Here is a 20620-nt window from a genome sequence, read left to right as displayed (position 1 = left end):
AAGACACGAGAGGAAATCATCCGTTCATCCTATCTATAGGTCTCCATGATTAGTCATTCCCATGAAAAAAGCCGCTATGACTCTGCATAGCGGCTTTTCATTATTGAGATACGTGGGAAAGCGGGTTTTCCAGGCCGCCATCCTTATGCACTTCAAAGTGGAGATGGACACCGGTGGAATGACCGGTCGTTCCCATATCACCGATTTTTTCCCCCTGCTGAACCGTGTCCCCCACCTGGACATCGATGGAAGACAGGTGGGCATACAATGTCTCATAGCCGTTGCCGTGATCAATGACGACTTTGTTACCAAAGCTCTCCTGGTAACCGGCTTCGGTCACTTTCCCGTGATCGGCGGCTTTTATGGTCAGGTCGGAAACGCCGGCGATATCGATCCCTTTGTGATAACGCCCCCAGCGTTCTCCCTGTTTACTCGTAATGACTCCTCCGACTGCCGGCCACACAAAGTTCCCGGATCCGGTGGATGGCGACGGCTTCGTGCCTTTCAACACGACTTGTGTGACAGGATCCTCGACGACTTCCTCTTCAAGGACTTCCTCCTCTGTGGTCTCACCGTTTTCCGTCACCGTCTGAATCAAGGTTTCCTTCTTCCCATCCTGTCCTTCCTGATGGATTTCCGTTTCTCCTTCATACAGCGCATCCGTATTCCGGACTTCGACCTTGTGGGCAATCATTTCTGCTTCCCGTTCCTGTTCGGTTACGATCACATCGACCAGCGGTTCGCCGCTGCTCAGCGACACCTGCTCTGACAGGTTACCGGTTTGAATGCGGTCCACCGTCTCCTCTACGGTATTGATGGACGAAGGGGCCGCTTGAACAGGGGCATAGTCGATCACACCATTGACGTAGACGTTTTCAAGTTCCGTTTCGCCGGCAGACACGTCCTCTTCCTCAGAGCCGCGCTCGTCATTGACGTATTCCGCTTTTAACGTCTCCATCACTTCCTCTACATCTCCGGCCTCCGGAAGGTAAGCGATGGACTGCCCATTCACTTGGACTTGTACCGCTTCCACCGCGTACGACACGTCCTGCTCCAAGCTTTCAAGCACCTGTCCCTCGTCTGCTTCAACAGAAAAGACGCGCTCCGGCTTGAATGTAATATCTTCAGCCACCGTCAAGTTCCAATCTTCATGCTGCTCTTCCTTCTGTTTCACTAATGCTTCCAGTTCATCCTGAACGACAGCTTTCTCTGTCACGGTACCGATCTCCCGGCCATCCATCTGGACGTGATAAACGGTCTGCATGGACTGCTCTGCATAAACCGTTCCGACTCCGAGTACAGCGATCCCAAGCACCGTAATGACAACCTTCTTCCACATGTTTCCTTCCCCCTGGATTTTTATGTGTATCTATCTATAAAAAATTGTAAAATTCACCTTCATTAATCTATCATAGCCAAACTTTTAATAAAATAGATTTTAAAACTTGTAAAAAAGATATAATTTTCCTGGCAATTTTACGAAATAGATAATAATCTTATATATATTGATATAAATTAGCATTAAAATGAGGATGTGGAAACACGGATAATATTTTCCTGTAAATGAACACAAAAAAAAGCCTGTAGAGGAACGCTAAGTTCTTCTACAGGCTTTTTAAAGAAGTGGCTCGGGACGGAATCGAACCGCCGACACACGGATTTTCAGTCCGTTGCTCTACCGACTGAGCTACCGAGCCATAGTAAGATGAATTTTTCAAAATGGATGAAACTCCTGCAATTACCGAGTTTTCGACTTCTTCTTTCCATTACAGAATCACATTACGTGTGAATTCGACCACACAGAATGATATAATGAAAATGGCGGTCCGGACGGGACTCGAACCCGCGACCTCCTGCGTGACAGGCAGGCATTCTAACCAACTGAACTACCGGACCAATACGGCTCGTTCACCGCAACGATATCTATCGTACCACACGGTCAAAGGGGAAGCAATAGTAAATTTCATAGAATGTAAGAATTCCTTCAGTCCTTTGTCTGAACAGCTGCCATTATACATAGAAAGGAGGATCTCGTTGACGAGGATATGGTTCCGCTATCTGGTTTACGCCCTTATCTTTTTATTGGTATCGTCCATTGCCTTTCTGAAGCTGAATCCGCCGCTTGAGCACGGATCGATTGGATCGACGGAGGACAAACAGTCGGTCATTGTCGCTTTAGGAAACAAAAGCATGCTGGGAAGTATCCACATTACGGATGTTTCCATTAATGATGATGAAGCCCCTTCCCACGTGAATGTTCAGATCAGCGACACAGAACAAGGTTTCACCCTTACGGATACACATGCGCTCCTCGGTGAGAGCCAACGCACACAGGATTTCACCTCATTCTCACTAGGACCCGACACATCTCCCCTTGCTGCTAAAACCGTTGCCGCTGCCACTGATCCAGCCCCTGCCACCATATATGGCCTGAGTATTGTCGAAAAAACAACCATCAGCAAAATTAAAGTGACATACCGGTACTTCGGGTTGATCTTTTCAAAAACGATTCACGTATAGGAAGGAACCGGACCTCAGCGAAGGCCCGGTTTTTCTTTTGCTTCCATTTCATCCAAAAGCTGCTGCGGATCGGAAGAGGCTACCATCAAGTCCTGGTGCTCCTCTTTCACAAATCCGGCCTGGACACTGTGTTCCACGAGCTTCATCACAGGGGTATAGTACCCTCCAATGTTGAAGAGGGCGACAGGCTTCTGATGAATGCCGATTTGTGCCCAGCTGACGGTTTCAAACAATTCCTCAAGCGTGCCGAAGCCGCCGGGGAGAGCGATGAATCCATCGGCCAGTTCACTCATTTTCGCTTTTCGCTCATGGAGGGTGTCCACTTCAATCATTTTCGTAATATCCGGGTGGGGGACTTCTTTATCAAAAAGATGTGTCGGCATGACGCCTGTAACGGACCCGCCATGTGCAAGGACTTCATCAGCCACAGCGCCCATCAGTCCGCTCCGGGCTCCTCCGTAGACGAGTTCAATCCCACGGGAAGCGAGGGCCTGTCCGAGAATTTTCGTCTGTTCAGCGAAGACCGGGCTGCTTCCGGCACTTGACCCGGCAAAAATACAAATGCGTTTCACATGAAACACTCCTTTCCTTTATCGTTATCCTATACAAAAACACCTGACTGATAACAGCCAGGTGCTCGTTGATTATTCGCTGTACACACTGCGGACGACGTTCGTTTGGGAACGGTCAGGACCGACAGAGAAGACAGAAAGCGGAATTCCTGTCAGCTGTGACACACGCTCGATGTAATGGCGTGCATTGGCCGGCAGTTCGCTCAGGTTTTTCACACCCGTGATGTCTTCCGTCCAGCCCGGCATTTCTTCATAGACCGGTTCACATTCAGCGAGAACTTTCAAGCTGGCCGGGAACTCCTCGATGATTTCACCTTTGTACTTATATGCCGTACAAATCTTCAGCGTTTCAATGCCTGTCAGCACATCAATCGAATTCAGGGAAAGATCCGTGATTCCGCTCACACGGCGGGCGTGGCGGACAACAACACTGTCGAACCAGCCGACACGGCGCGGACGTCCTGTTGTCGTTCCGTATTCACGGCCGACTTCGCGGATTTGGTCGCCGGTTTCGTTTTCAAGCTCCGTCGGGAATGGACCATCGCCGACACGTGTCGTATAGGCTTTGGATACACCGACGACGTGCTTGATTTTAGATGGACCGACACCGGAACCGATCGTAACTCCACCGGCAATCGGGTTGGAGGATGTGACGAACGGGTAAGTTCCCTGGTCGATATCGAGCATAACACCCTGGGCGCCTTCGAAAAGTACGCGGCGGCCGTCATCAAGGTTGTCATTCAGGACGACAGACGTATCGCATACATAAGAAGCGATCTTCTGACCATACTCGTAGTACTCATCAAGAATTTCATCCACGGTGAACGGTTCTGTTTCATACACTTTTTCGAACAGACGGTTCTTCTCGGCAAGGTTCTGTTCCAGTTTCTCACGGAAGCTCTCCTTGTCCATGAGATCTGCTATGCGGATTCCTGTACGGGCCGCTTTGTCCATATAAGCCGGTCCAATCCCTTTTTTGGTTGTTCCGATCTTATTGGCGCCCTTTTCTTCCTCCTGAAGCGCATCCAGCTTCAAGTGGTAAGGTAGAATGACGTGCGCACGGTTGCTGATCCGCAGGTTGTCTGTGGAAACACCTTTATCATGAAGGTATTTCAATTCCTCAAGAAGCGCTTTCGGATCAATGACCATGCCATTTCCGAGTACGCAGATTTTATCATCAAAGAAAATCCCTGATGGAATCAGGTGAAGTTTATAAGTTATTCCGTCAAATTTAATCGTGTGTCCCGCATTGTTACCACCTTGGTAACGCGCAACCACTTCGGCATTTTGTGAAAGAAAATCGGTAATTTTGCCTTTACCTTCGTCCCCCCACTGGGTTCCGACTACAACTACTGAAGACATAAGGCACCTCCGCAATGAATTTGGTTATTGGTTTGAATTTCCTTCGTCAGTTTACCAATTCCCGACGTGAAAGTCAACGCTAAATCCGAACATTAATTTCAATAAAATATTTCAATGTTCGATAATAGCCTATATATCAGGCTTTTCTAACAACTTATTAAAACTTATTATCCATTGATTTTAATTATAAAATTACTTATAATCACTTACAAGAGGATAGATATGGAAGGGGTTCTCCCATGTATCAGGAAGAAAGACTGATCGGCGTCATCGAATACTTAAAAAACAACCGCCGCATCACGATTGATCAAATGTGTGAGATGTTCGACATTTCACGAGATACCGCAAGACGTGACCTGGTGAAGCTGGAAGAGCGCAAAGCCATCGTACGGACGCGGGGCGGGGCCATCCTGCCGAAAACCCATGCGGCTATTCAGGATTATACCCATCGTTTGAAGGCTGTATCCTATGAAAAACAGGAAATCGGCAGAAAAGCAGCTTCGTTGATCCATTCGGGGGATCATATCATTTTAGACACATCCACGACCGTACAGGCCTGCGCCAGTCAGATCTCACCGATGGAGATCAAGGTGATTACCAATTCGATTCACCAGGCGGATATCCTCTCCAATGTCGGTCTCGTCTCCATTCAGCTCCTCGGAGGCTACCTGCAGAAGGAGCACCAGTTTCTTTACGGCGCCTCTGTCATTGAACGCCTGAAAAGCTACCATGTCGATAAAGCCTTCATCGGCGTAGTCGGCATCTCTGAACACGGACTGACCCTCGGGCATGAAGAGGACGGAATGGTGAAGAAAAATATGATCAAGCAGGCCGAGGAAGTGATCGTCCTTGCTGATCATACGAAATTCGGGATGACGGAATTCTTCACGTTTGCAGGACTGGAGGATATCGACATGATCATTACCGATCAGGCACCGGAGGAACCCTTCCAGCATCTATTGAAGGAATGCGGAGTAGAATTGATTGTTACAGAAGAGGAGGAGAAGGATTTATGGACTTGATTGCCATCGATCTCGACGGAACGCTTTTGAACAAGGAAAATTCAATCAGTGACGGAAATGCAGAAGCACTTAAGAACGCAAGGGAAAACGGCGTGGAAATCGTTATAGCCACAGGTCGGGCCTATTTCGACGTCCAGAAGATTTTTTCCAGTCTTCCCCTCCAGCCATGGGTCATCAGTGCAAACGGCGCCGTCATCCATACACCGGACGGCACCCTGTTTGAAGAAAAAGCACTGGATCGGGAAGATGCCGGGGAAGCCTTGGAGTGGCTGGAGCAGGAGGATTATTATTATGAGGTATTCAGCGGATCATCGATTTACACGCCGCAGAATGGACGGGAACTTCTTCATGTGGAGATGGACCGCCTCCTCAGCGCCAACCCGGAAACCGATCAGCAGAGCTTGAGGCATGCACTGGATAAGCAGTTCAGTCAAAACGGCTTCGCTTTTGTCGAATCCTATGAGGAGATCGTCGAGTCAAAGGACCCGATGTACAACATCCTCGCTTTCACGTTCGATCTGGATAAACTCGAAAAAGGCAGAGAGAAGTTCCGTGACCATCCATCGTTCACGATGGTGAGTTCTGCCGAGCATAACTTTGAGCTTGAGGACCACACCGCCTCCAAAGGCAGTGCCCTGAAGTCGGTAGCAGATCACCTCGGCATCCCGATGGACCGGACAGCGGCCGTCGGAGACAGTCATAACGACCTTTCCATGCTGAAGGCCGCCGGAAGGAGTGCCGCAATGGAAAACGCGGTCCGTGATGTGAAAGAAGCAAGCGATTACATCACAAAATCCAATGATGAGGATGGCGCGGCCTATGCCATCACGCACTACTTTTCTTAAGATCACCCACGACCCAGCGTGACTCTCCGGGAGGCGTGATGGGTGGTGATCATCATACATGGCTTCACAGAAGCTGCAAAAAAAGACGCTCCTCCAGATCTCCCCTCTGGATGTGAGCGTCTTTTCGTTTCTTTCTTTTGTCAGGCCGGTGGTATATCGGCATCGGTATAACGGTGGTCAAGGTCGACGAACTTGTTGTACTCCTTCACGAAGGCAAGTTCGACGTTTCCGACCGGACCGTTACGCTGTTTAGCGATAATGATTTCAATGATGTTCTGGCTTTCGGATTCTTTATCATAATAGTCATCACGATAAAGGAATCCGACGATATCAGCATCCTGCTCAATCGATCCGGATTCACGAAGGTCCGACATCATCGGGCGTTTATCCTGACGGGATTCCACACCACGGGAGAGCTGGGACAGGGCAATCAAAGGCACGTTCAGCTCACGGGCAAGACCTTTCAGGGAACGGGAGATTTCAGAAACCTCCTGCTGACGGTTTTCTTTGGAATTCGCGCTTCCCTGGATCAACTGCAGATAGTCGATCAAAATCATGCCGAGTCCGTGTTCCTGCTTCAGGCGGCGGCATTTGGAGCGGATTTCACTCACGCGCACCCCGGGGGTGTCGTCAATGTAGATGCCGGCGTTGGACAAGCTTCCCATCGCCATGGTCAACTTGTTCCAGTCTTCCGTTTCCAGGCTTCCGGTACGCAGACGCTGGGCATCGATGTTTCCTTCTGCGCAGAGCATACGGGAAACGAGCTGGTCAGCCCCCATCTCCAAACTGAAGATGGCGACGTTCTCATCTGTGTGTACGGCGACGTTCTGGGCGATGTTCAAGGCGAAGGCCGTCTTACCCATCGATGGACGCGCAGCGATAATGATCAAATCATTCCGCTGGAAGCCGGATGTGATGTGATCAAGGTCACGGTAGCCCGTCGGAATACCTGTCGTCGATCCATCGTTCATGTGCAGCTGTTCAATGTTGTCATACACATCGATCAGGACGTCTTTAATGCTTTTGAAAGCACTGGAATTTTTCCGCTGGGATACTTCTAATATGTCCTTCTCTGCGGAGTTCAGGACATCGTCAATCTCTTCTTCCTCCGAATATCCTGTCGTCACAATGTTCGTAGCGGTTCTGATCAAACTGCGGAGCGTCGATTTTTCACCGACGATGTTCGTATAATAACCGACGTTGGCGGCGGTCGGCACCGAGTTTGCGATATCCGTCAGATAGGAAACTCCGCCGACCTCCTCCAACACCTTATTGTTGGAAAGAGCCGTGGTGACCGTAACCAGGTCGATCGGCTCGCCTCTGTCCGCAAGCGTCAGCATCACTTCGAATATCCGCTGGTGGCTTGCTCGATAAAAATCTTCCGGAAGTAAATTCTCTGCGGCTGTCGACATTGCTTCAGGTTCTAAAAAGATCGCACCAAGCACCGCCTGCTCTGCTTCTATATTATGAGGCGGGGTACGGTCGTTCCACATTTCACTCACTAGCTTTTCCTCCTCTGAATCGTTAACACCAATACATCATATTAACTCATATTCTGACCGCTGTCCATATGCCGGAAAGGGCAGAAGTAAAAGCGCCCTGTTCATCCGGACAATGGACAGGGCGCCTCTTTGATACATTTATTTTTCAGCGATGTGGACACGGATCGTGCCTGTCACTTCCGGGTGAAGCTTCACAGGAACGTTCGAGTATCCAAGCGTACGGATCGGATCATCCAGCTCAATTTTCCGTTTGTCGATCTTGATGTTGTGATCCTTCTTCAACTGCTCGGCGATCTGCTTGCTCGTAATCGATCCGAAAAGACGGCCGCTGTCGCCGGATTTCGCATCAAGCTTCACTTCCAGATCAGCGAGCTGATCCTTAAGGCGCTTCGCTTCTTCCACTTCTTCCTGAGCCTGCTGCTCAACCTTGGCATCCTTGGCTTTCTGCGCCTGCATATTGCCTTTGGTCGCCTCGACAGCCAGGTTGTTCTTCAGAAGGTAGTTACGCGCATAACCGTCGTTCACTTCTTTGATTTCGCCTTTTTTCCCTTTACCTTTTACATCCGTTTTGAATATTACTTTCATTCTGTGTCTCCCCCTTCAAAATATTCGTCAATAATATCCTGCAGCAAATCTCTGGCATCTTCAATCGTTGTGTCTTCCAGCTGTGTAGCCGCATTGGTCAGATGCCCCCCGCCATTCATCTTCTCCATGATGACCTGGACGTTGATATCGCCGAGGGAACGGGCACTGATGCCGATTCGGCCGTCACTGCGTTCAGATATGACAAACGATGCGACAATTCCACTCATCGTAAGCAGCGTATCCGCAGCTTGAGCGATGATGACAGGACCATAGGATTCACCGTGGTCGCCTGTTGATATGGCTATCCCATCTCTATATATGGATGCCTTCTCAATCAACTTGCTCCGCCTTACATAGACATCCAGATCCTCTTTCATGAATTTCTGGACCTGGACGGTATCCGCTCCTTTGGATCGCAGGTAGGAAGCGGCATCAAACGTTCGTGAGCCCGTACGGAGCGTGAAGCTCTTCGTATCGACGATGATCCCGGCAAGCAGGGCCGTCGATTCAAGCATGGACAGCTTCAGCTTCTTCGGCTGGTATTCCAATAGCTCGGTGACAAGCTCGGCCGTGGAAGAAGCATACGGCTCCATATAGACGAGCGTCGGGTCCTTGATGAACTCCTCCGCCCGGCGGTGGTGATCGATGACGACGACATGCTCGGTCTTGGACAGCAGTTTTTCCTCCATGACCATGGACGGTTTGTGCGTATCGACGACGACGAGCAGTGTATTATTCGTCACCATTTCGAGCGCATCTTCCGGCGGGATGAAGTACTGCCACAAGTCTTCGTCCTTTTCAATCTCTTCGACCATCCGCTGCACGCCTGTATCGATATCATCCGGATCCAGGACGATGGCTGCTTTTTTGTCGTTGGCCTGAGCGATTTTCAGTATGCCGATGGAAGCCCCGATCGAGTCCATATCCGGCGATTTGTGTCCCATAATCAAGACTTTTTCACTCGCCTGGACGAGCTCCTTCATGGCGTGGGAGATGACCCGTGCCCGTACACGCGTCCGTTTCTCCATCGGGTTGGTTTTACCGCCGTAGAAGCGGACCTTCCCGGAATCATCCTTGATGGCCACCTGGTCGCCGCCGCGGCCGAGAGCAAGATCCAGACTCGACTGAGACAGCTCCCCGAGTTCAGGCAGGCTGATCGGACCGACACCGATACCGAAACTCAGTGTCAGCGGGACGTTCTGATCGGTAATCAGTTCCCGGACATCATCCAGGATTTCGAACTTCGCTTTTTCAAGCGTGTAAAGAATTTCCTGATTCATCACAGCCATAAACCGTTCCTGTGATGTACGTTTCAAATAGATGCCGTAGTCCCCGGCCCATTTGTTCAGTATGGAGGTTACCTGGGAGTTGATATGGCTTTTCGCTGTATCATCCATTCCCTGCGTAATTTCCTCATAGTTATCAAGAAAAATGATCGCAAGTACGGTCTGTTCGTTTTCATAACGGTTATGAATCTCGGTCTGCTGTGTCCGATCAAATAGATATAGCAGGCGCTCCTCCCGTTTGACAACTGTTTGGAGTTTATAGCCGTCGATCGTAATCCACACTTCATCCTCCTCTTCCTTCAAGGCAGGAATCAGCTGATCCGACAGCTTTTTCAGGGACTCTCCGACAACCGTATCTTCATTGGTGAACCGGTTCATGTACGGATTGGCCCATTCGACGGTGTAATTCTCGCTGTAAAGGATAATTCCGATCGGCATTTCCAACAGGGCTTCCTCGCCCACCTTTTTCACCCGGTAGGAAAGGGTCGATATATATTCTTCGGTTTCATTGATCATGTGCTGTTCGGTGCGGACACTATAGAATATCGATGCAGCAAGGAACAGCGTCATCAATAATCCGAGCATCCACTGATAATACCAGATAAACCCGAGCAGAATTAAGGAAATCGCATAGATGATCCATAAGTGTCCGCTCATAGTTGGTTTCTTAAAAAAGTTCGGCATTGCATTCAGCTCCTACCATCTTCTCCGAGCTAGTTTTTTTTCTTCTCACTGACATAGCTGCGCAGTGGAAATCCTAAATCAATTATACCTAAAATTCGAACAAGATACATGATCAATCCCGGAGAAAGTAATGAAAAAACGATCACCAGGACAGGGACAGCCTTCGGCCACTTCTTCTGTGATGCGTAATAGAAGACGAATGAAAAGCCTTGGATGGCAAGCAGTGTGCCCGCCACAATGAAGACGTTGATGGCTCCGAAATACACCCAGCCTTCCCGATCTGTCACCACATAGTTCAAAATCATCGCAAAGAAGTAATACCACAGAATAGACGTCGGCAATCGGAAATTTTTAAATGAAGCAAAGGCATAGGATTTATTTTCGATCCTGTTCATGAGCTTGAACGTCAGCCACAAACTGATCAAGGCCGTGATGACGCTTGTCATGACGAAAATACTTGGGATGATGTCCGGGATGAAGGTAATCGCTTCACGGACTGTGTCCACAGCTTCCTCTGAGCTCTCCCCCTGTGGGAAGATGCCCATCGTAGATTCCACCGTGTCTAAACTATCGCTCATCCCTGCTGTCAGTTCATCAATAAGATTGATCCCGAGAAGCAGCTGGACAAGTCCCATACCGAGGACAAGTCCTCCCGTATACCCGACGGTTCCAAGAGCAAGAGATTCATAGGCTGAACGGCCGGCATGCAGGACGCCGCCGGATACCACGCCCCCGATTCCCGCTGTGAGTGTAAAGGGAATGGAAAGGACCGGAACGATCAGCAGACTGAAGATCATCGTTAAACAAAACAGGAGCAGGCCGGACTTCCAGCCATGACGGCTGCTGTAATAAATGTATGGCACCGGCAGAACGAACAGGAGTAACGATCCGATTCCTCCCGGCAGGAAAATAATTACCAATAACAATAGCAGATATATCCCTGCCATTAAAGCCCCTTCGGTTATTCTTTTAGAGTTATTCATATTCAGGTAGCACCTCGACTTTTTTCGCGCTGTCTTAACCACCCTATTTTAACATATGTACGGTTTGTACGGGTTGTTGTTTACTCACGCCTGTTCTGTCTTGGTGAACAAGTGTGAGTCTGGTATGATGAATGAAATTCCACCTGAGGAGGATGTTCATGCTGACCGATTATCACGTGCATATGGCTGAAACAGGAAATTTAGACGTCGACTATCTGAGAACCTACATACAAAAAGCAAAAAACGAAGGCATTCAGGAATTAGGCATTTCTGAACATGCGTATTTTTTCCAGGAGACAAAGGAGATTCTCTCCAATCCGTGGGTCAACAACCGACGGACCCTCGATTTCGACACCTACCAGCAGATGTTTGATGAAGCCGAAAAGCAGGGACTTCCCATTAAGATGGGCATCGAGATGGATTACATGCCCGGTAAGGAAAAAGAGATGGAAGCCTTTATCGATACCCATCCCTTCGATTATGTGATCGGGTCCGTGCACTGGATCGACGAATGGGGCATCGATCTGGCCATTTACCGCGAGGAATATGAAAAAAGAGATTTGAAAGACGTCTATGAGCAGTACTTCGACCGCGTCGTCACCCTCGCTGAATCCGGGCTGTTCGACTTTGTCGGCCATATCGATGTGATCAAAGTATTCGGCTATCGTCCGGATGACCGTGATTTTCTTATCGGGCAGTACAAGCGGGCGGCGGAAGCGCTGGCTTCTACAAATACACTTATTGAAATCAGTACCGCCGGCCTGAGGAAACCGGTCGGGGAGCTGTATCCTGACCCTGATCTATTGAGCATCTGCAGGGGAGCCGGAGTTGGAATCGTTCTCTGCTCTGATGCCCATAAGCCGGACCATATCGGCTACCGCTATGATGCCGCCATCGACCTTGCGAAATCCGCCGGCTATACGCATATCCATACGTTTACGAACCGGAAGGCTGAACGTCATCCGATCGGGTAAACAAGAAAAAGCACGTGTCCTCCCGTAGACTTGTCCTATGTTGAGTTGATCGTCACGTTCCGCTTATCGGTGGATGCTTGCCGCGGGCACGGCCTCAGCTAACTCGGACAGGAAAACCACCTGCCCGAGTGGATCTTCGACTCGCGCTGTTCCCGCAGGCGTCACCACCGAACGCTTCTCGTGACAACCGCGTATTCCTTATGAAGGAAATCGGATGTACCGAATGATAAAGCGATAAGTTCAGCGGAGCAATTGCTGAATTGTTTGCATGAATGTGAGACTGCTTCAGAGTCTTTTTTGCCTGGAAGCACTAGAAAAACACCACGTTCCCTTAACAAGTTGAAAGGCCGGACTCCATTGAAGGAGTCCGGCCTTTTTTCATAATCTGTGCTGAGTCATTAATAGCTGATTGGAGCTCCCGGTCCGACTGGTATCCCAACGAGTACCCAGACAAGTAAGAGCAGCAGCCATGCAAGCAGGAAGGCGACCGAATACGGAATCATCATGGAGATGAGGGTACCGATGCCGAGCTTCTTGTCATAACGCTGAGCAAATGCAATGACCACTGGGAAGTACAAGAGCAGCGGGGTAATCATATTCGTCACAGAGTCCGCAATCCGGTACAGCAGTGTCGTGAATTCCGGGGAATACCCGAGATTCATCATGATCGGAACGAACACCGGTGCAAGAATCGTCCATTTCGCCGAAGAACTTCCGATAAAGAAGTTGACGACCATCGTCAGGCCGAGGAACGTCAGGATCAGCCCGATGCCGTCAAATCCTGTGGAATCAAGAAAATCAGCGCCTTTGAAAGCGATGACGGTTCCAAGATTGGTTTCACGGAAGTAAGCAATAAACTGACCGGCCGTAAAGGCGAGAGCGATGTAGCCGCTCATCGTGGCCATCGTTTTTCCTAACAGTTTGGTCAAGTCTTTGTCATTGGAAATCTCCTTGACGACAATCCCGTAAATCAGTCCCGGGACGAGGAACAGGATGAAAATAACAAAGACCAGGGCGTTGAAGAACGGCGATTCGATATAAGCCCCGTCCCCGCGCAGCGGCCCGAAGGAAAGATAGGCCATCAAGGCGAAGGTAAGGAGGAAACCGATACCAGCCCGGCGCATCCCTTTTTTCTCCAAGGCCGTCAGTTCATCAATATCCCCGGCTTCGTCCCCTTTATAAGTGCCTAGACGCGGTTCTACAATTTTATCAGTCACGAATGTACCGACAATCGTAATCAATGCGACCGAAACAGCGGCAAAGAAATAGTTCATCGTCACCGTAATCGTATCGGCGTAGGCAGGGTCAATGGTACTGGCCGCATCAGCCGTCAACTCAAGCAGAATGGCATCCGTGGACGTCAGCGCCAGGTTGGCACCGAAACCACCGGAGACACCAGCGAAGGCCGCAGCCAGACCAGCAAGCGGGTGACGTCCCAGTCCAAGGAACAGGACAGCGCCAAGCGGCGGAAGAACAACATATCCGGCGTTAACCGCCACACTGGACATAACACCGGCAAATACAAGCGCAGCTGTAAGCAGGCGGCGCGGGAAGGAAAAGACGATGCCCTTCAGCGAGGCGTTGATCAGTCCTGTCTGTTCCGCAAGCCCGATACCGAGCATCGTTACAAGAACGGCGCCAAGCGGCGGAAAGCCGATGAAGTTTTCAACGGCACTGTTGAATATATACTCCAGTCCACTGAGACTGAATAGGTTTTTGACTTCGACCACTTCTCCTGAGGTCGGGTTGGTGACAGATACACCGGAGAAGATGCCGGAAATCACCACGACAAGCGCTGCCAGAATGGCAAACAGCAGCAAAGGAGAGGGCAGCTTATTCCCCAGCCACTCGATCCCGTCTAATATACGGAAGAGAAGCTTTTTCGGGGCAGAAGCTTCTTTTTGTTGAGCATTCATAATGGTCCTCCTTGTTTTTTTATTTAATACTTACAAATAAGGTCGGCATTAAATTTAACAAGGGATTGTCTCAAAGTCAAAGTTTATGTTTCACTTTTACAAAAACCACATACAAATCAACCCACAGGCAGATCATTAGACGGCAAGATCGAACGTTCCTCATTATAAAGTTCCCCCTATACAGAGCGGCCACGTTCCGCTTATCGGTGGATGCTTGCCGCGGGCGTCACCACCGAACGCTCCTCGTAACCTCACCCAAAAAGAGAACGATTTTCCGTTAAACAGAAGATCGCCTCTTATTATTAGACTGAATATAATCGAAAATGAACTTTTTTCAATTACGTATGGGGCACAGACCGTTCCGGAAGAACGAGTGGGCCGGGGAGGAAGATCGGGCGCGGAAAGGGAAGGGCTTACGCTCCTGGCGGTAAGACAGAAAAAAAGCTTGTAAAGAAACATAGGTTTCTTTACAAGCTGAGACCGGCCTGCTCAGGCCGGTCTTTTGTTTATTTAAGAGTTAAATAATCCACCTGACGGATGTCGGCAATCTCAGAAAGTTGATCAGCCGCCTGCTTATCAATGGCTTTATCGACGGTTAAGACCATGACCGCTTCTCCACCTTCGTTTGCACGTCCGACCTGCATCGTTGCAATGTTGACGTCCTGCTCAGCGAGCAGACTTCCGACACGGCCGATGGCTCCAGGCTGGTCGGTATGGTGAATGACAATCAAATGACCTTCCGGAACGATATCGATGGAGTATTGGTCGAGCTGCACGATCCTCGCTCCAAGTCCATTCAACCGGGTACCGGCTGCACTTCGTGTTTCCTTGTCGGTTTCAATTTCAACCGTAATGAGGTTCGTGAACCCTTTCGTTTTCGTAGACTTCTGCTCATTGATGGTAATCCCTTTATCCGCAGCTGTCTTATAGGCGTTGACATCGTTAACGCGGCTGCCGATGTAACGACCGAGGATGCCTTTCACCGCAATTCTCGTCAACGGAGTCGTATCGATGTCGAGAAGTTCACCACTGTAGTAGACATTGATCTTTTCAAATGTGCCTTCCGCAATGCGGGACACAAAAGAACCAAGACGTTCGGAAAGCGTAAAGTATGGAGACAGTTTCTCCATCATTTCAGTAGAAACCGAAGGCAGATTGACCGGGTTTCTTACGGTTCCGCCGCGCAGCAGTTCGAGCACATCAGCACTGACATCTGTCGCAACGTTTTCCTGCGCTTCCACGGTACTTGCACCGAGGTGAGGAGTGGCAATCACTTCAGGAAGGGACAGCAGCGGATGCTCGGTTGCCGGTTCTTCTTCAAATACATCAAGAGCCGCTCCTGCAATTTTCCCGGATTTAACTGCCTCATACAAGGCATTCTCCTCCACGATTCCGCCGCGGGCACAGTTCAAAATACGGGCACCGTCTTTCATGAGTGCGATCGCTTCTTCATTAATCAAATGCTTCGTTTTTTCAATCAGCGGCGTATGTACAGTCAGGAAATCCGCCTGCTGCAACACTTCTTCCAATGTACCGTGAGTGACGCCTGCCTTCTGCGCTTTTTCTTCATTAAGGAAAGGATCAAAGGCTACGACCTTCATGCGGTGCCCTTTTGCACGCTGGGCCACCTCGCGTCCGATCCGTCCAAATCCAACAATCCCGAGTACTTTGTCCTTCAGCTCCACACCGACGAACTTCTTACGTTCCCAGCGTTTCTGCTGAAGCTGGTGATACGCCTGAGGGATGTTGCGGGCCAGGGACATGAGCATCGCCATAGTGTGTTCGGCTGTGGAAATCGTATTGCCATCCGGGGCGTTCACGACAATCACACCATTGTCGGTGGCCGCATCCAAATCGATGTTATCAACACCGACACCGGCACGGCCGATGATTTTCAGGTGGGTTCCATGTTCGATGACTTCACGCGTCACCTGTGTCTGGCTGCGGACAATCAATGCTTCTGCGGAGCCGACCGCTTCCAACAGTTCCTCATGGGACATGGACGTTTCCTTAATGATTTCTATATCATCCGCTTCTCGGAGCGGTTTGATGCCTTCCTCGCTCAATGGATCACTAATTAACACTCGGTGCATGGATTAATCCTCCCTTGTAAAATCGAGGTACGCGGCCTGAGCTGCTGCTGTACCCGCACCCGGTTCAAACGTATGACCAAGGCGCTTCAGAATGATTTCGATAATGCCGATATACTGCAGAACATTGGCCGGACGGGAGTACCCCATATGGCCGACACGGAAGATTTCACCCTTCAGCTGTTTCTGTCCGCCGGCAAGCTGCAGGCCGAATTCTTCTCTTGCCAGTTTTCTCAACTGCTCGGCTTCGAACGTTTCCGGCCGGACGGAGGTGACCGTCGTGGATGCCTCTCCATCGGAAACGAGCAGAGGAATTTGAAGAGCCTGAAACGCTTCACGTGTCATCTGCTTCATTAATGCATGACGTTCATACACTTTTTCCAACGTTTCTTCCTCTAAAAGACGCAGCGCTTCCTGCAGTCCAAACAGCAGGGAAAGAGCCGGAGTGTACGGGGTCTGACCGGCCATCAGCTGCTTCCGGTAGACGCGCAGATCCAAATAAAAGCGCGGTCTCGGGTTCTGATCAATGACCGTCCAGGCAGAATCCGCCACTGCAACAAACGCAAGACCGGCCGGGAGCATCATCGCCTTTTGTGAACCGGAGACTAAGATATCGATTCCAGAGGCGTCCATATTCAAACCAGCGCCGCCGATCGAAGAGACACCATCAACAATGACAAGAGCCTCACTGACTTCCTTCACTTTTTCAGCGACGGCCTCCACCGGGTGCATAACTCCGGTCGATGTTTCACAGTGCGTCACGAATACAGCCTTGATTTCCGGGTTCTCCTGTAGAGCCCGTGTGACCTCTTCGACCTTCACAGCCTCTCCCCATGTGACATCGAGACGATGGACATTCAATTCATAGGTTTGACAAATCTGGGCAAAACGATCACCGAAAGCACCGGCAACAACGACAAGCACTTCATCTCCCGGCTGGGTGGCATTGACAACAGCAGATTCCAGCGCGGACGTCCCGCTTCCTGTTATAACGAGAACGTCACCGGATGTACCGAAGACCGGCTTCAACCTCGGGGCGATGTCCTGCATCAATTCCTTGCATTTTTCTCCTCTGTGTCCAATCATCGGCTGACTCATACTGCGGTCCACACTCGGCGGGATCGGCGTCGGTCCCGGAGTATGAAGCAAATCCCATTCACGCTTCATTCGACTTGTACCTCCTATTTATTCAATGCTCTCTTTTCATCTTTTAGACGCGTTAAAACGTTAGAAAAGAATTGGATATTCTATAATCCTATCAGAAGTAAACCCGATGTCAATGTAATGGGAATATTCTGTTTAAAGCAGGATAAGCCTGTGTTTTCCCGCGTATGCCAAAGGATTAGACAAAAATAGACTTTGCTTTTTTTCTTATTTATTTGTATAATTCAAAAAGTAATTATTTTTAGAAAATTTAAACTATAGGGGGAGTCACTTTGAGAAAACATCTGTTGGTGCTTTTCGGATTGATGTTTGTGCTCGTACTTGCAGCGTGCAGCGGCGGGGACAGTGAAACATCATCTGAATCAGGAGAAGGTAATGAGGAAACATCAGAAGGAACAGAAGAAAGCAGTGCTTCAGGAGAACAGGAAATCACGATTACATCTAAAAGTGAGATCCCAAGCATGGACCCGTCCTTGATTACGGATTCCGTCGGATTCCAATGGGCAGGGGAAACCTACGAGGGACTTTACCGACTCGATGAAAACAGCCAGCTTGTCAACGGAATGGCGGAAAGCTCTGAAGTGAGCGAAGACGGCCTGACGTGGACATTCAACCTGCGTGACGCCGAATGGTCAAACGGCGACCCGGTTACCGCTGATGATTTCGTTTACGCGTGGAGAAGAGCGGTTGATCCGGAAGTGGGATCCGAGTACGGTCCATACTTCCTTGGTGGGATTATTAAAAATGCGACAGAAATCAGCAACGGGGAAGCTTCCCTGGAAGACCTCGGAGCAACAGCTGTAGATGATAAAACACTTGAAGTCGAACTGGAAAAGCCGGTTCCTTACTTTGAGTCCATGACGGTCTTCATCACGTTCATGCCGCTGAACCAGGCATACGTTGAAGAACAGGGGGACAAGTTCGCAACAGAAGCGGAATATACCATTTCCAACGGACCGTTCGAAATGACAGAGTGGAGCCACGGCGAAGGCTGGTCCATCGAAAAGAGCGATTCGTACTGGGATAACGAAACGGTACAGCTTGAAAAAATCAATGCTAAAGTTGTAAAAGAGGTTTCCACCGGTGTGAACCTTTATGAGTCCGGTGAAATTGATCAGACAGAATTGAATGCGGAATTTGTCGACCAGTATCGTACGAACGAAGCGTTCAACGTCGTCGAAAAACCATACTTATATTTCTTCAAGTTCAACCAGGAAAATAACGAGGCCCTTGCCAATGTGAATGTACGTAAGGCGATTTCCTACGGGATCGATCGTCAAGGTCTTGTCGATGTCATCCTGAATGACGGATCCGTCCCTGCAGAAGGCTATGTACCATCCAACTTCGTGTCCATGCCGGACAGTGAGGAAGATTTCCGCGAGGCACAAGGGTCACTTGTAGAATCCAATGTTGAGAAAGCAAAAGAGCACTGGGACAAGGCCCTTGAGGAACTCGGTACAGATTCTGTTGAAATCGAGCTGCTTGGTGATGATACCGGGACATCCAAAGATGCTCTTGCGTATTACAAAGGACAGCTTGAGGAAAACCTGGAAGGATTGACAATCAAACTTCTGGAAGTTCCATTTAAAGAACGTGTCCGCCGTGATAACAATTCCGAATTCGAAATCGAAGCGGCTACGTGGGGACCAGACTACGTGGACCCGAACACGTACTTGAACATGTACCTGACAGATGGTCAGAACAACAACATGGCGTACTCCAGCGAAGAGTATGACAGCTTAATTGAAAAAGCCAACACAGAATACGCCCAGGACCCGGCGAAGCGTTTTGAAACCTTCCTGGAAGCCGAGAAGCTGCTTCTTGAAGAAGATCAGGCTGTGGCTCCTATCTATCAGGATGCTAAAGCACAACTGTTCCGCCCGTCCATTAAAGGCGTGTATTCTACAGCAACAGGCCCTGAATTCGAATTCAAGTGGGCTTACGTTGAAGAGTGATTCTATCCTATAAAAAAGCAGGAGCTTTTTAGCTCCTGCTTTTTTATATGTAGATAACTCCCATTTACCCCAACGCCTCCAGTCTTCCTTATTCAAGTAAAATGCTTTCGATTACGGTAAGTGGACGTCTCCCTGCACGTATACGACACATCATTCAGGGTTCCTGTCATGACCCGTACGGCATGTTTTTGTGAAACAAGGATCGTTTAGAGCCTTCATCATTTGGTGAAGTCACGAGGAGCGTTCGGTGGTGACGCCTGCGGGAACAGCACAGGTCGAAGATCCACTTGGGCAGGTGTTCTTTCTGCCCAAGTTAGCTGAGGCCGTACCCGCGGCAGGCATCCACCGATAAGCGGAACGTGACCGTTCTACCCAAATGGTGGTCAAGGTTCCTCACTCACCAGCTTGAAAGGCAGGAGCCATAAGCTCCTGCTTTTTTACTTTTATTTACACCTTACACCCTCTCCCTTGAAATCCGGGTGACTCCCGCTGTATAGTCTAAGGATAACGAGAAAAGGGGTGGTGTCATGAAACGCCATTACATCCGAGGCTTGTATTATATGGCAGGCCTTTTCATTATGACCGCTGGTATTGCCTTGACGATTCAATCCTCCCTCGGTACCTCTCCTTTTGACGCCCTTCTTGTAGGACTGCACCGGACATTCGGATTGACGATCGGTAGCTGGGAAATTGTTGTCGGCCTGACGATGATCCTGTTTAATGCGGCGGCATCGAGGAAAAAACCGGAACTTTTCGCTGTCATCACCTCTCTGATGACAGGGGCAGGGATTGATTTCTGGGTGTTTCTTCTAAGAGAATCCGTCCAGCCGGCAACGGGAGCCGTACAGTTTATCTGCCTGATCAGCGGCATGATCATTGCCGGTTTCGGGATTGCGATGAACCTTCAGGCAGATTTCGCACCGAATCCCTTCGACCGGATGATGCTTGTGATTAAAGATTTAACAGGATGGAATGTTTCGATATCGAGAGCCTTCATCAGCATCATTCTTGTCATTCTGGCGGCCTTGTTTGGAGGAGCCGTGGGAATCGGCACCGTGATCATTACCATTTTCAGCGGGTATATCATTAATATCTTTATGAAGATGATTGACCAGTTCGACCAGCGCACCTTCCAGGCTGCTCCACTGAGAGAGTCGTAA

At 49.5% G+C, this 20620-nt stretch carries 16 protein-coding genes and 2 tRNA genes; 6 read left to right on the top strand and 12 right to left on the bottom strand.

Translation table 11 applies throughout. The features are described from left to right. Positions 1-100: 100 nt before the first annotated feature. The 3 genes from H615_RS21855 to H615_RS0114960 all read right to left on the bottom strand — a co-directional run bounded on the left by H615_RS21855 (position 101) and on the right by H615_RS0114960 (position 1896). A complete protein-coding gene (locus H615_RS21855; protein WP_027955908.1) occupies positions 101-1339 on the bottom strand; it encodes a peptidoglycan DD-metalloendopeptidase family protein in 1239 nt (412 codons plus the stop codon). A gap of 285 nt (positions 1340-1624) precedes the next feature. Continuing rightward, positions 1625-1697, bottom strand: a tRNA-Phe gene (locus H615_RS0114965). 122 nt (positions 1698-1819) lie between these two features. Then, positions 1820-1896 (bottom strand) — tRNA-Asp (locus tag H615_RS0114960). Between the two features lie 138 nt (positions 1897-2034). Between H615_RS0114960 and H615_RS0114955 the strand changes: the two genes are divergently transcribed. Further along, entirely contained in the window at positions 2035-2520 is a 486-nt protein-coding gene (locus H615_RS0114955; protein WP_027955907.1) for a hypothetical protein, read from the top strand. Between the two features lie 14 nt (positions 2521-2534). Here H615_RS0114955 and H615_RS0114950 read toward each other — a convergent pair whose 3' ends face one another. Both H615_RS0114950 and H615_RS0114945 read right to left on the bottom strand, forming a co-directional pair. Continuing rightward, positions 2535-3092, bottom strand: a complete 558-nt coding sequence (locus H615_RS0114950) for an LOG family protein (RefSeq protein ID WP_027955906.1) — start codon at positions 3090-3092, stop codon at positions 2535-2537. A gap of 72 nt (positions 3093-3164) precedes the next feature. Beyond that, positions 3165-4454 (bottom strand): adenylosuccinate synthase, encoded by a 1290-nt coding sequence (locus tag H615_RS0114945; RefSeq protein ID WP_027955905.1) that lies wholly within the window; start codon positions 4452-4454, stop codon positions 3165-3167. A 239-nt stretch (positions 4455-4693) separates the two neighbouring features. Here H615_RS0114945 and H615_RS0114940 point away from each other — a divergent pair, with 239 nt between their 5' ends. Together H615_RS0114940 and H615_RS0114935 are read left to right on the top strand one after the other, a co-directional pair. After that, positions 4694-5476, top strand: a complete 783-nt coding sequence (locus H615_RS0114940; RefSeq protein ID WP_027955904.1) for a DeoR/GlpR family DNA-binding transcription regulator — start codon at positions 4694-4696, stop codon at positions 5474-5476. After that, complete coding sequence (locus H615_RS0114935) at positions 5467-6321, top strand: Cof-type HAD-IIB family hydrolase (protein ID WP_027955903.1); 855 nt, start codon at positions 5467-5469, stop codon at positions 6319-6321. Before H615_RS0114940 ends, H615_RS0114935 begins: the two co-directional genes overlap by 10 nt. Before the next feature lie 140 nt (positions 6322-6461). Here H615_RS0114935 and dnaB read toward each other — a convergent pair whose 3' ends face one another. From dnaB to H615_RS0114905, 4 genes are all read right to left on the bottom strand, one after another. After that, entirely contained in the window at positions 6462-7823 is a 1362-nt protein-coding gene (dnaB, locus tag H615_RS21445) for a replicative DNA helicase (protein ID WP_035532384.1), read from the bottom strand. Positions 7824-7961: 138 nt separating this feature from the next. Beyond that, positions 7962-8408, bottom strand: coding sequence for a 50S ribosomal protein L9 (gene rplI / locus H615_RS0114915; protein WP_027955901.1), 447 nt, complete (start codon positions 8406-8408; stop codon positions 7962-7964). Beyond that, positions 8405-10378 (bottom strand): DHH family phosphoesterase, encoded by a 1974-nt coding sequence (locus H615_RS0114910; RefSeq protein ID WP_027955900.1) that lies wholly within the window; start codon positions 10376-10378, stop codon positions 8405-8407. Before H615_RS0114910 ends, rplI begins: the two co-directional genes overlap by 4 nt. Before the next feature lie 29 nt (positions 10379-10407). Continuing rightward, positions 10408-11361 carry a YybS family protein gene (locus H615_RS0114905; protein WP_027955899.1) on the bottom strand — a complete coding sequence of 318 codons (954 nt, stop codon included), beginning with the start codon at positions 11359-11361 and terminating at the stop codon, positions 10408-10410. A gap of 158 nt (positions 11362-11519) precedes the next feature. Here H615_RS0114905 and H615_RS0114900 point away from each other — a divergent pair, with 158 nt between their 5' ends. After that, complete coding sequence (locus tag H615_RS0114900) at positions 11520-12335, top strand: histidinol-phosphatase HisJ family protein (protein WP_027955898.1); 816 nt, start codon at positions 11520-11522, stop codon at positions 12333-12335. Positions 12336-12733: 398 nt separating this feature from the next. Here H615_RS0114900 and H615_RS0114895 read toward each other — a convergent pair whose 3' ends face one another. From H615_RS0114895 to H615_RS0114885, 3 genes are all read right to left on the bottom strand, one after another. Further along, positions 12734-14251 carry an AbgT family transporter gene (locus H615_RS0114895; RefSeq protein WP_027955897.1) on the bottom strand — a complete coding sequence of 506 codons (1518 nt, stop codon included), beginning with the start codon at positions 14249-14251 and terminating at the stop codon, positions 12734-12736. Between the two features lie 506 nt (positions 14252-14757). Next, positions 14758-16344 carry a phosphoglycerate dehydrogenase gene (serA, locus tag H615_RS0114890; RefSeq protein WP_027955896.1) on the bottom strand — a complete coding sequence of 529 codons (1587 nt, stop codon included), beginning with the start codon at positions 16342-16344 and terminating at the stop codon, positions 14758-14760. A gap of 3 nt (positions 16345-16347) precedes the next feature. Further along, on the bottom strand, positions 16348-17508 hold the full coding sequence (locus H615_RS0114885) for a pyridoxal-phosphate-dependent aminotransferase family protein (protein WP_027955895.1): 1161 nt from the start codon (positions 17506-17508) through the stop codon (positions 16348-16350). Positions 17509-17810: 302 nt separating this feature from the next. Here H615_RS0114885 and H615_RS0114880 point away from each other — a divergent pair, with 302 nt between their 5' ends. Together H615_RS0114880 and H615_RS0114870 are read left to right on the top strand one after the other, a co-directional pair. Beyond that, the gene (locus H615_RS0114880) at positions 17811-19460 is read left to right on the top strand and encodes a peptide ABC transporter substrate-binding protein (protein WP_425307007.1); all 1650 of its coding nucleotides are present in this window, start codon (positions 17811-17813) and stop codon (positions 19458-19460) included. Between the two features lie 527 nt (positions 19461-19987). After that, complete coding sequence (locus H615_RS0114870) at positions 19988-20620, top strand: YczE/YyaS/YitT family protein (RefSeq protein ID WP_027955893.1); 633 nt, start codon at positions 19988-19990, stop codon at positions 20618-20620.

The organism is Halobacillus kuroshimensis DSM 18393 (assembly GCF_000425705.1).
Taxonomy (GTDB): domain Bacteria; phylum Bacillota; class Bacilli; order Bacillales; family Halobacillaceae; genus Halobacillus; species Halobacillus kuroshimensis.
The sequence above is the reverse complement of the archived record's forward strand: the minus strand, read 5'-3'. Positions and strand labels throughout refer to the sequence as shown.

Excerpts from the sequence above, each read along its gene's own strand:
- H615_RS21855 (WP_027955908.1), bottom strand. The coding sequence starts at position 1,339 with ATGTGGAAGAAGGTTGTCATTACGGTGCTTGGGATCGCTGTACTCGGA.
- H615_RS0114945 (WP_027955905.1), bottom strand. The coding sequence starts at position 4,454 with ATGTCTTCAGTAGTTGTAGTCGGAACCCAGTGGGGGGACGAAGGTAAA.
- H615_RS0114940 (WP_027955904.1), top strand. The coding sequence starts at position 4,694 with ATGTATCAGGAAGAAAGACTGATCGGCGTCATCGAATACTTAAAAAAC.
- H615_RS0114935 (WP_027955903.1), top strand. The coding sequence starts at position 5,467 with ATGGACTTGATTGCCATCGATCTCGACGGAACGCTTTTGAACAAGGAA.
- rplI (WP_027955901.1), bottom strand. The coding sequence starts at position 8,408 with ATGAAAGTAATATTCAAAACGGATGTAAAAGGTAAAGGGAAAAAAGGC.
- H615_RS0114910 (WP_027955900.1), bottom strand. The coding sequence starts at position 10,378 with ATGCCGAACTTTTTTAAGAAACCAACTATGAGCGGACACTTATGGATC.
- H615_RS0114905 (WP_027955899.1), bottom strand. The coding sequence starts at position 11,361 with ATGAATAACTCTAAAAGAATAACCGAAGGGGCTTTAATGGCAGGGATA.
- H615_RS0114900 (WP_027955898.1), top strand. The coding sequence starts at position 11,520 with ATGCTGACCGATTATCACGTGCATATGGCTGAAACAGGAAATTTAGAC.
- H615_RS0114895 (WP_027955897.1), bottom strand. The coding sequence starts at position 14,251 with ATGAATGCTCAACAAAAAGAAGCTTCTGCCCCGAAAAAGCTTCTCTTC.
- serA (WP_027955896.1), bottom strand. The coding sequence starts at position 16,344 with ATGCACCGAGTGTTAATTAGTGATCCATTGAGCGAGGAAGGCATCAAA.
- H615_RS0114885 (WP_027955895.1), bottom strand. The coding sequence starts at position 17,508 with ATGAAGCGTGAATGGGATTTGCTTCATACTCCGGGACCGACGCCGATC.
- H615_RS0114880 (WP_425307007.1), top strand. The coding sequence starts at position 17,811 with ATGTTTGTGCTCGTACTTGCAGCGTGCAGCGGCGGGGACAGTGAAACA.
- H615_RS0114870 (WP_027955893.1), top strand. The coding sequence starts at position 19,988 with ATGAAACGCCATTACATCCGAGGCTTGTATTATATGGCAGGCCTTTTC.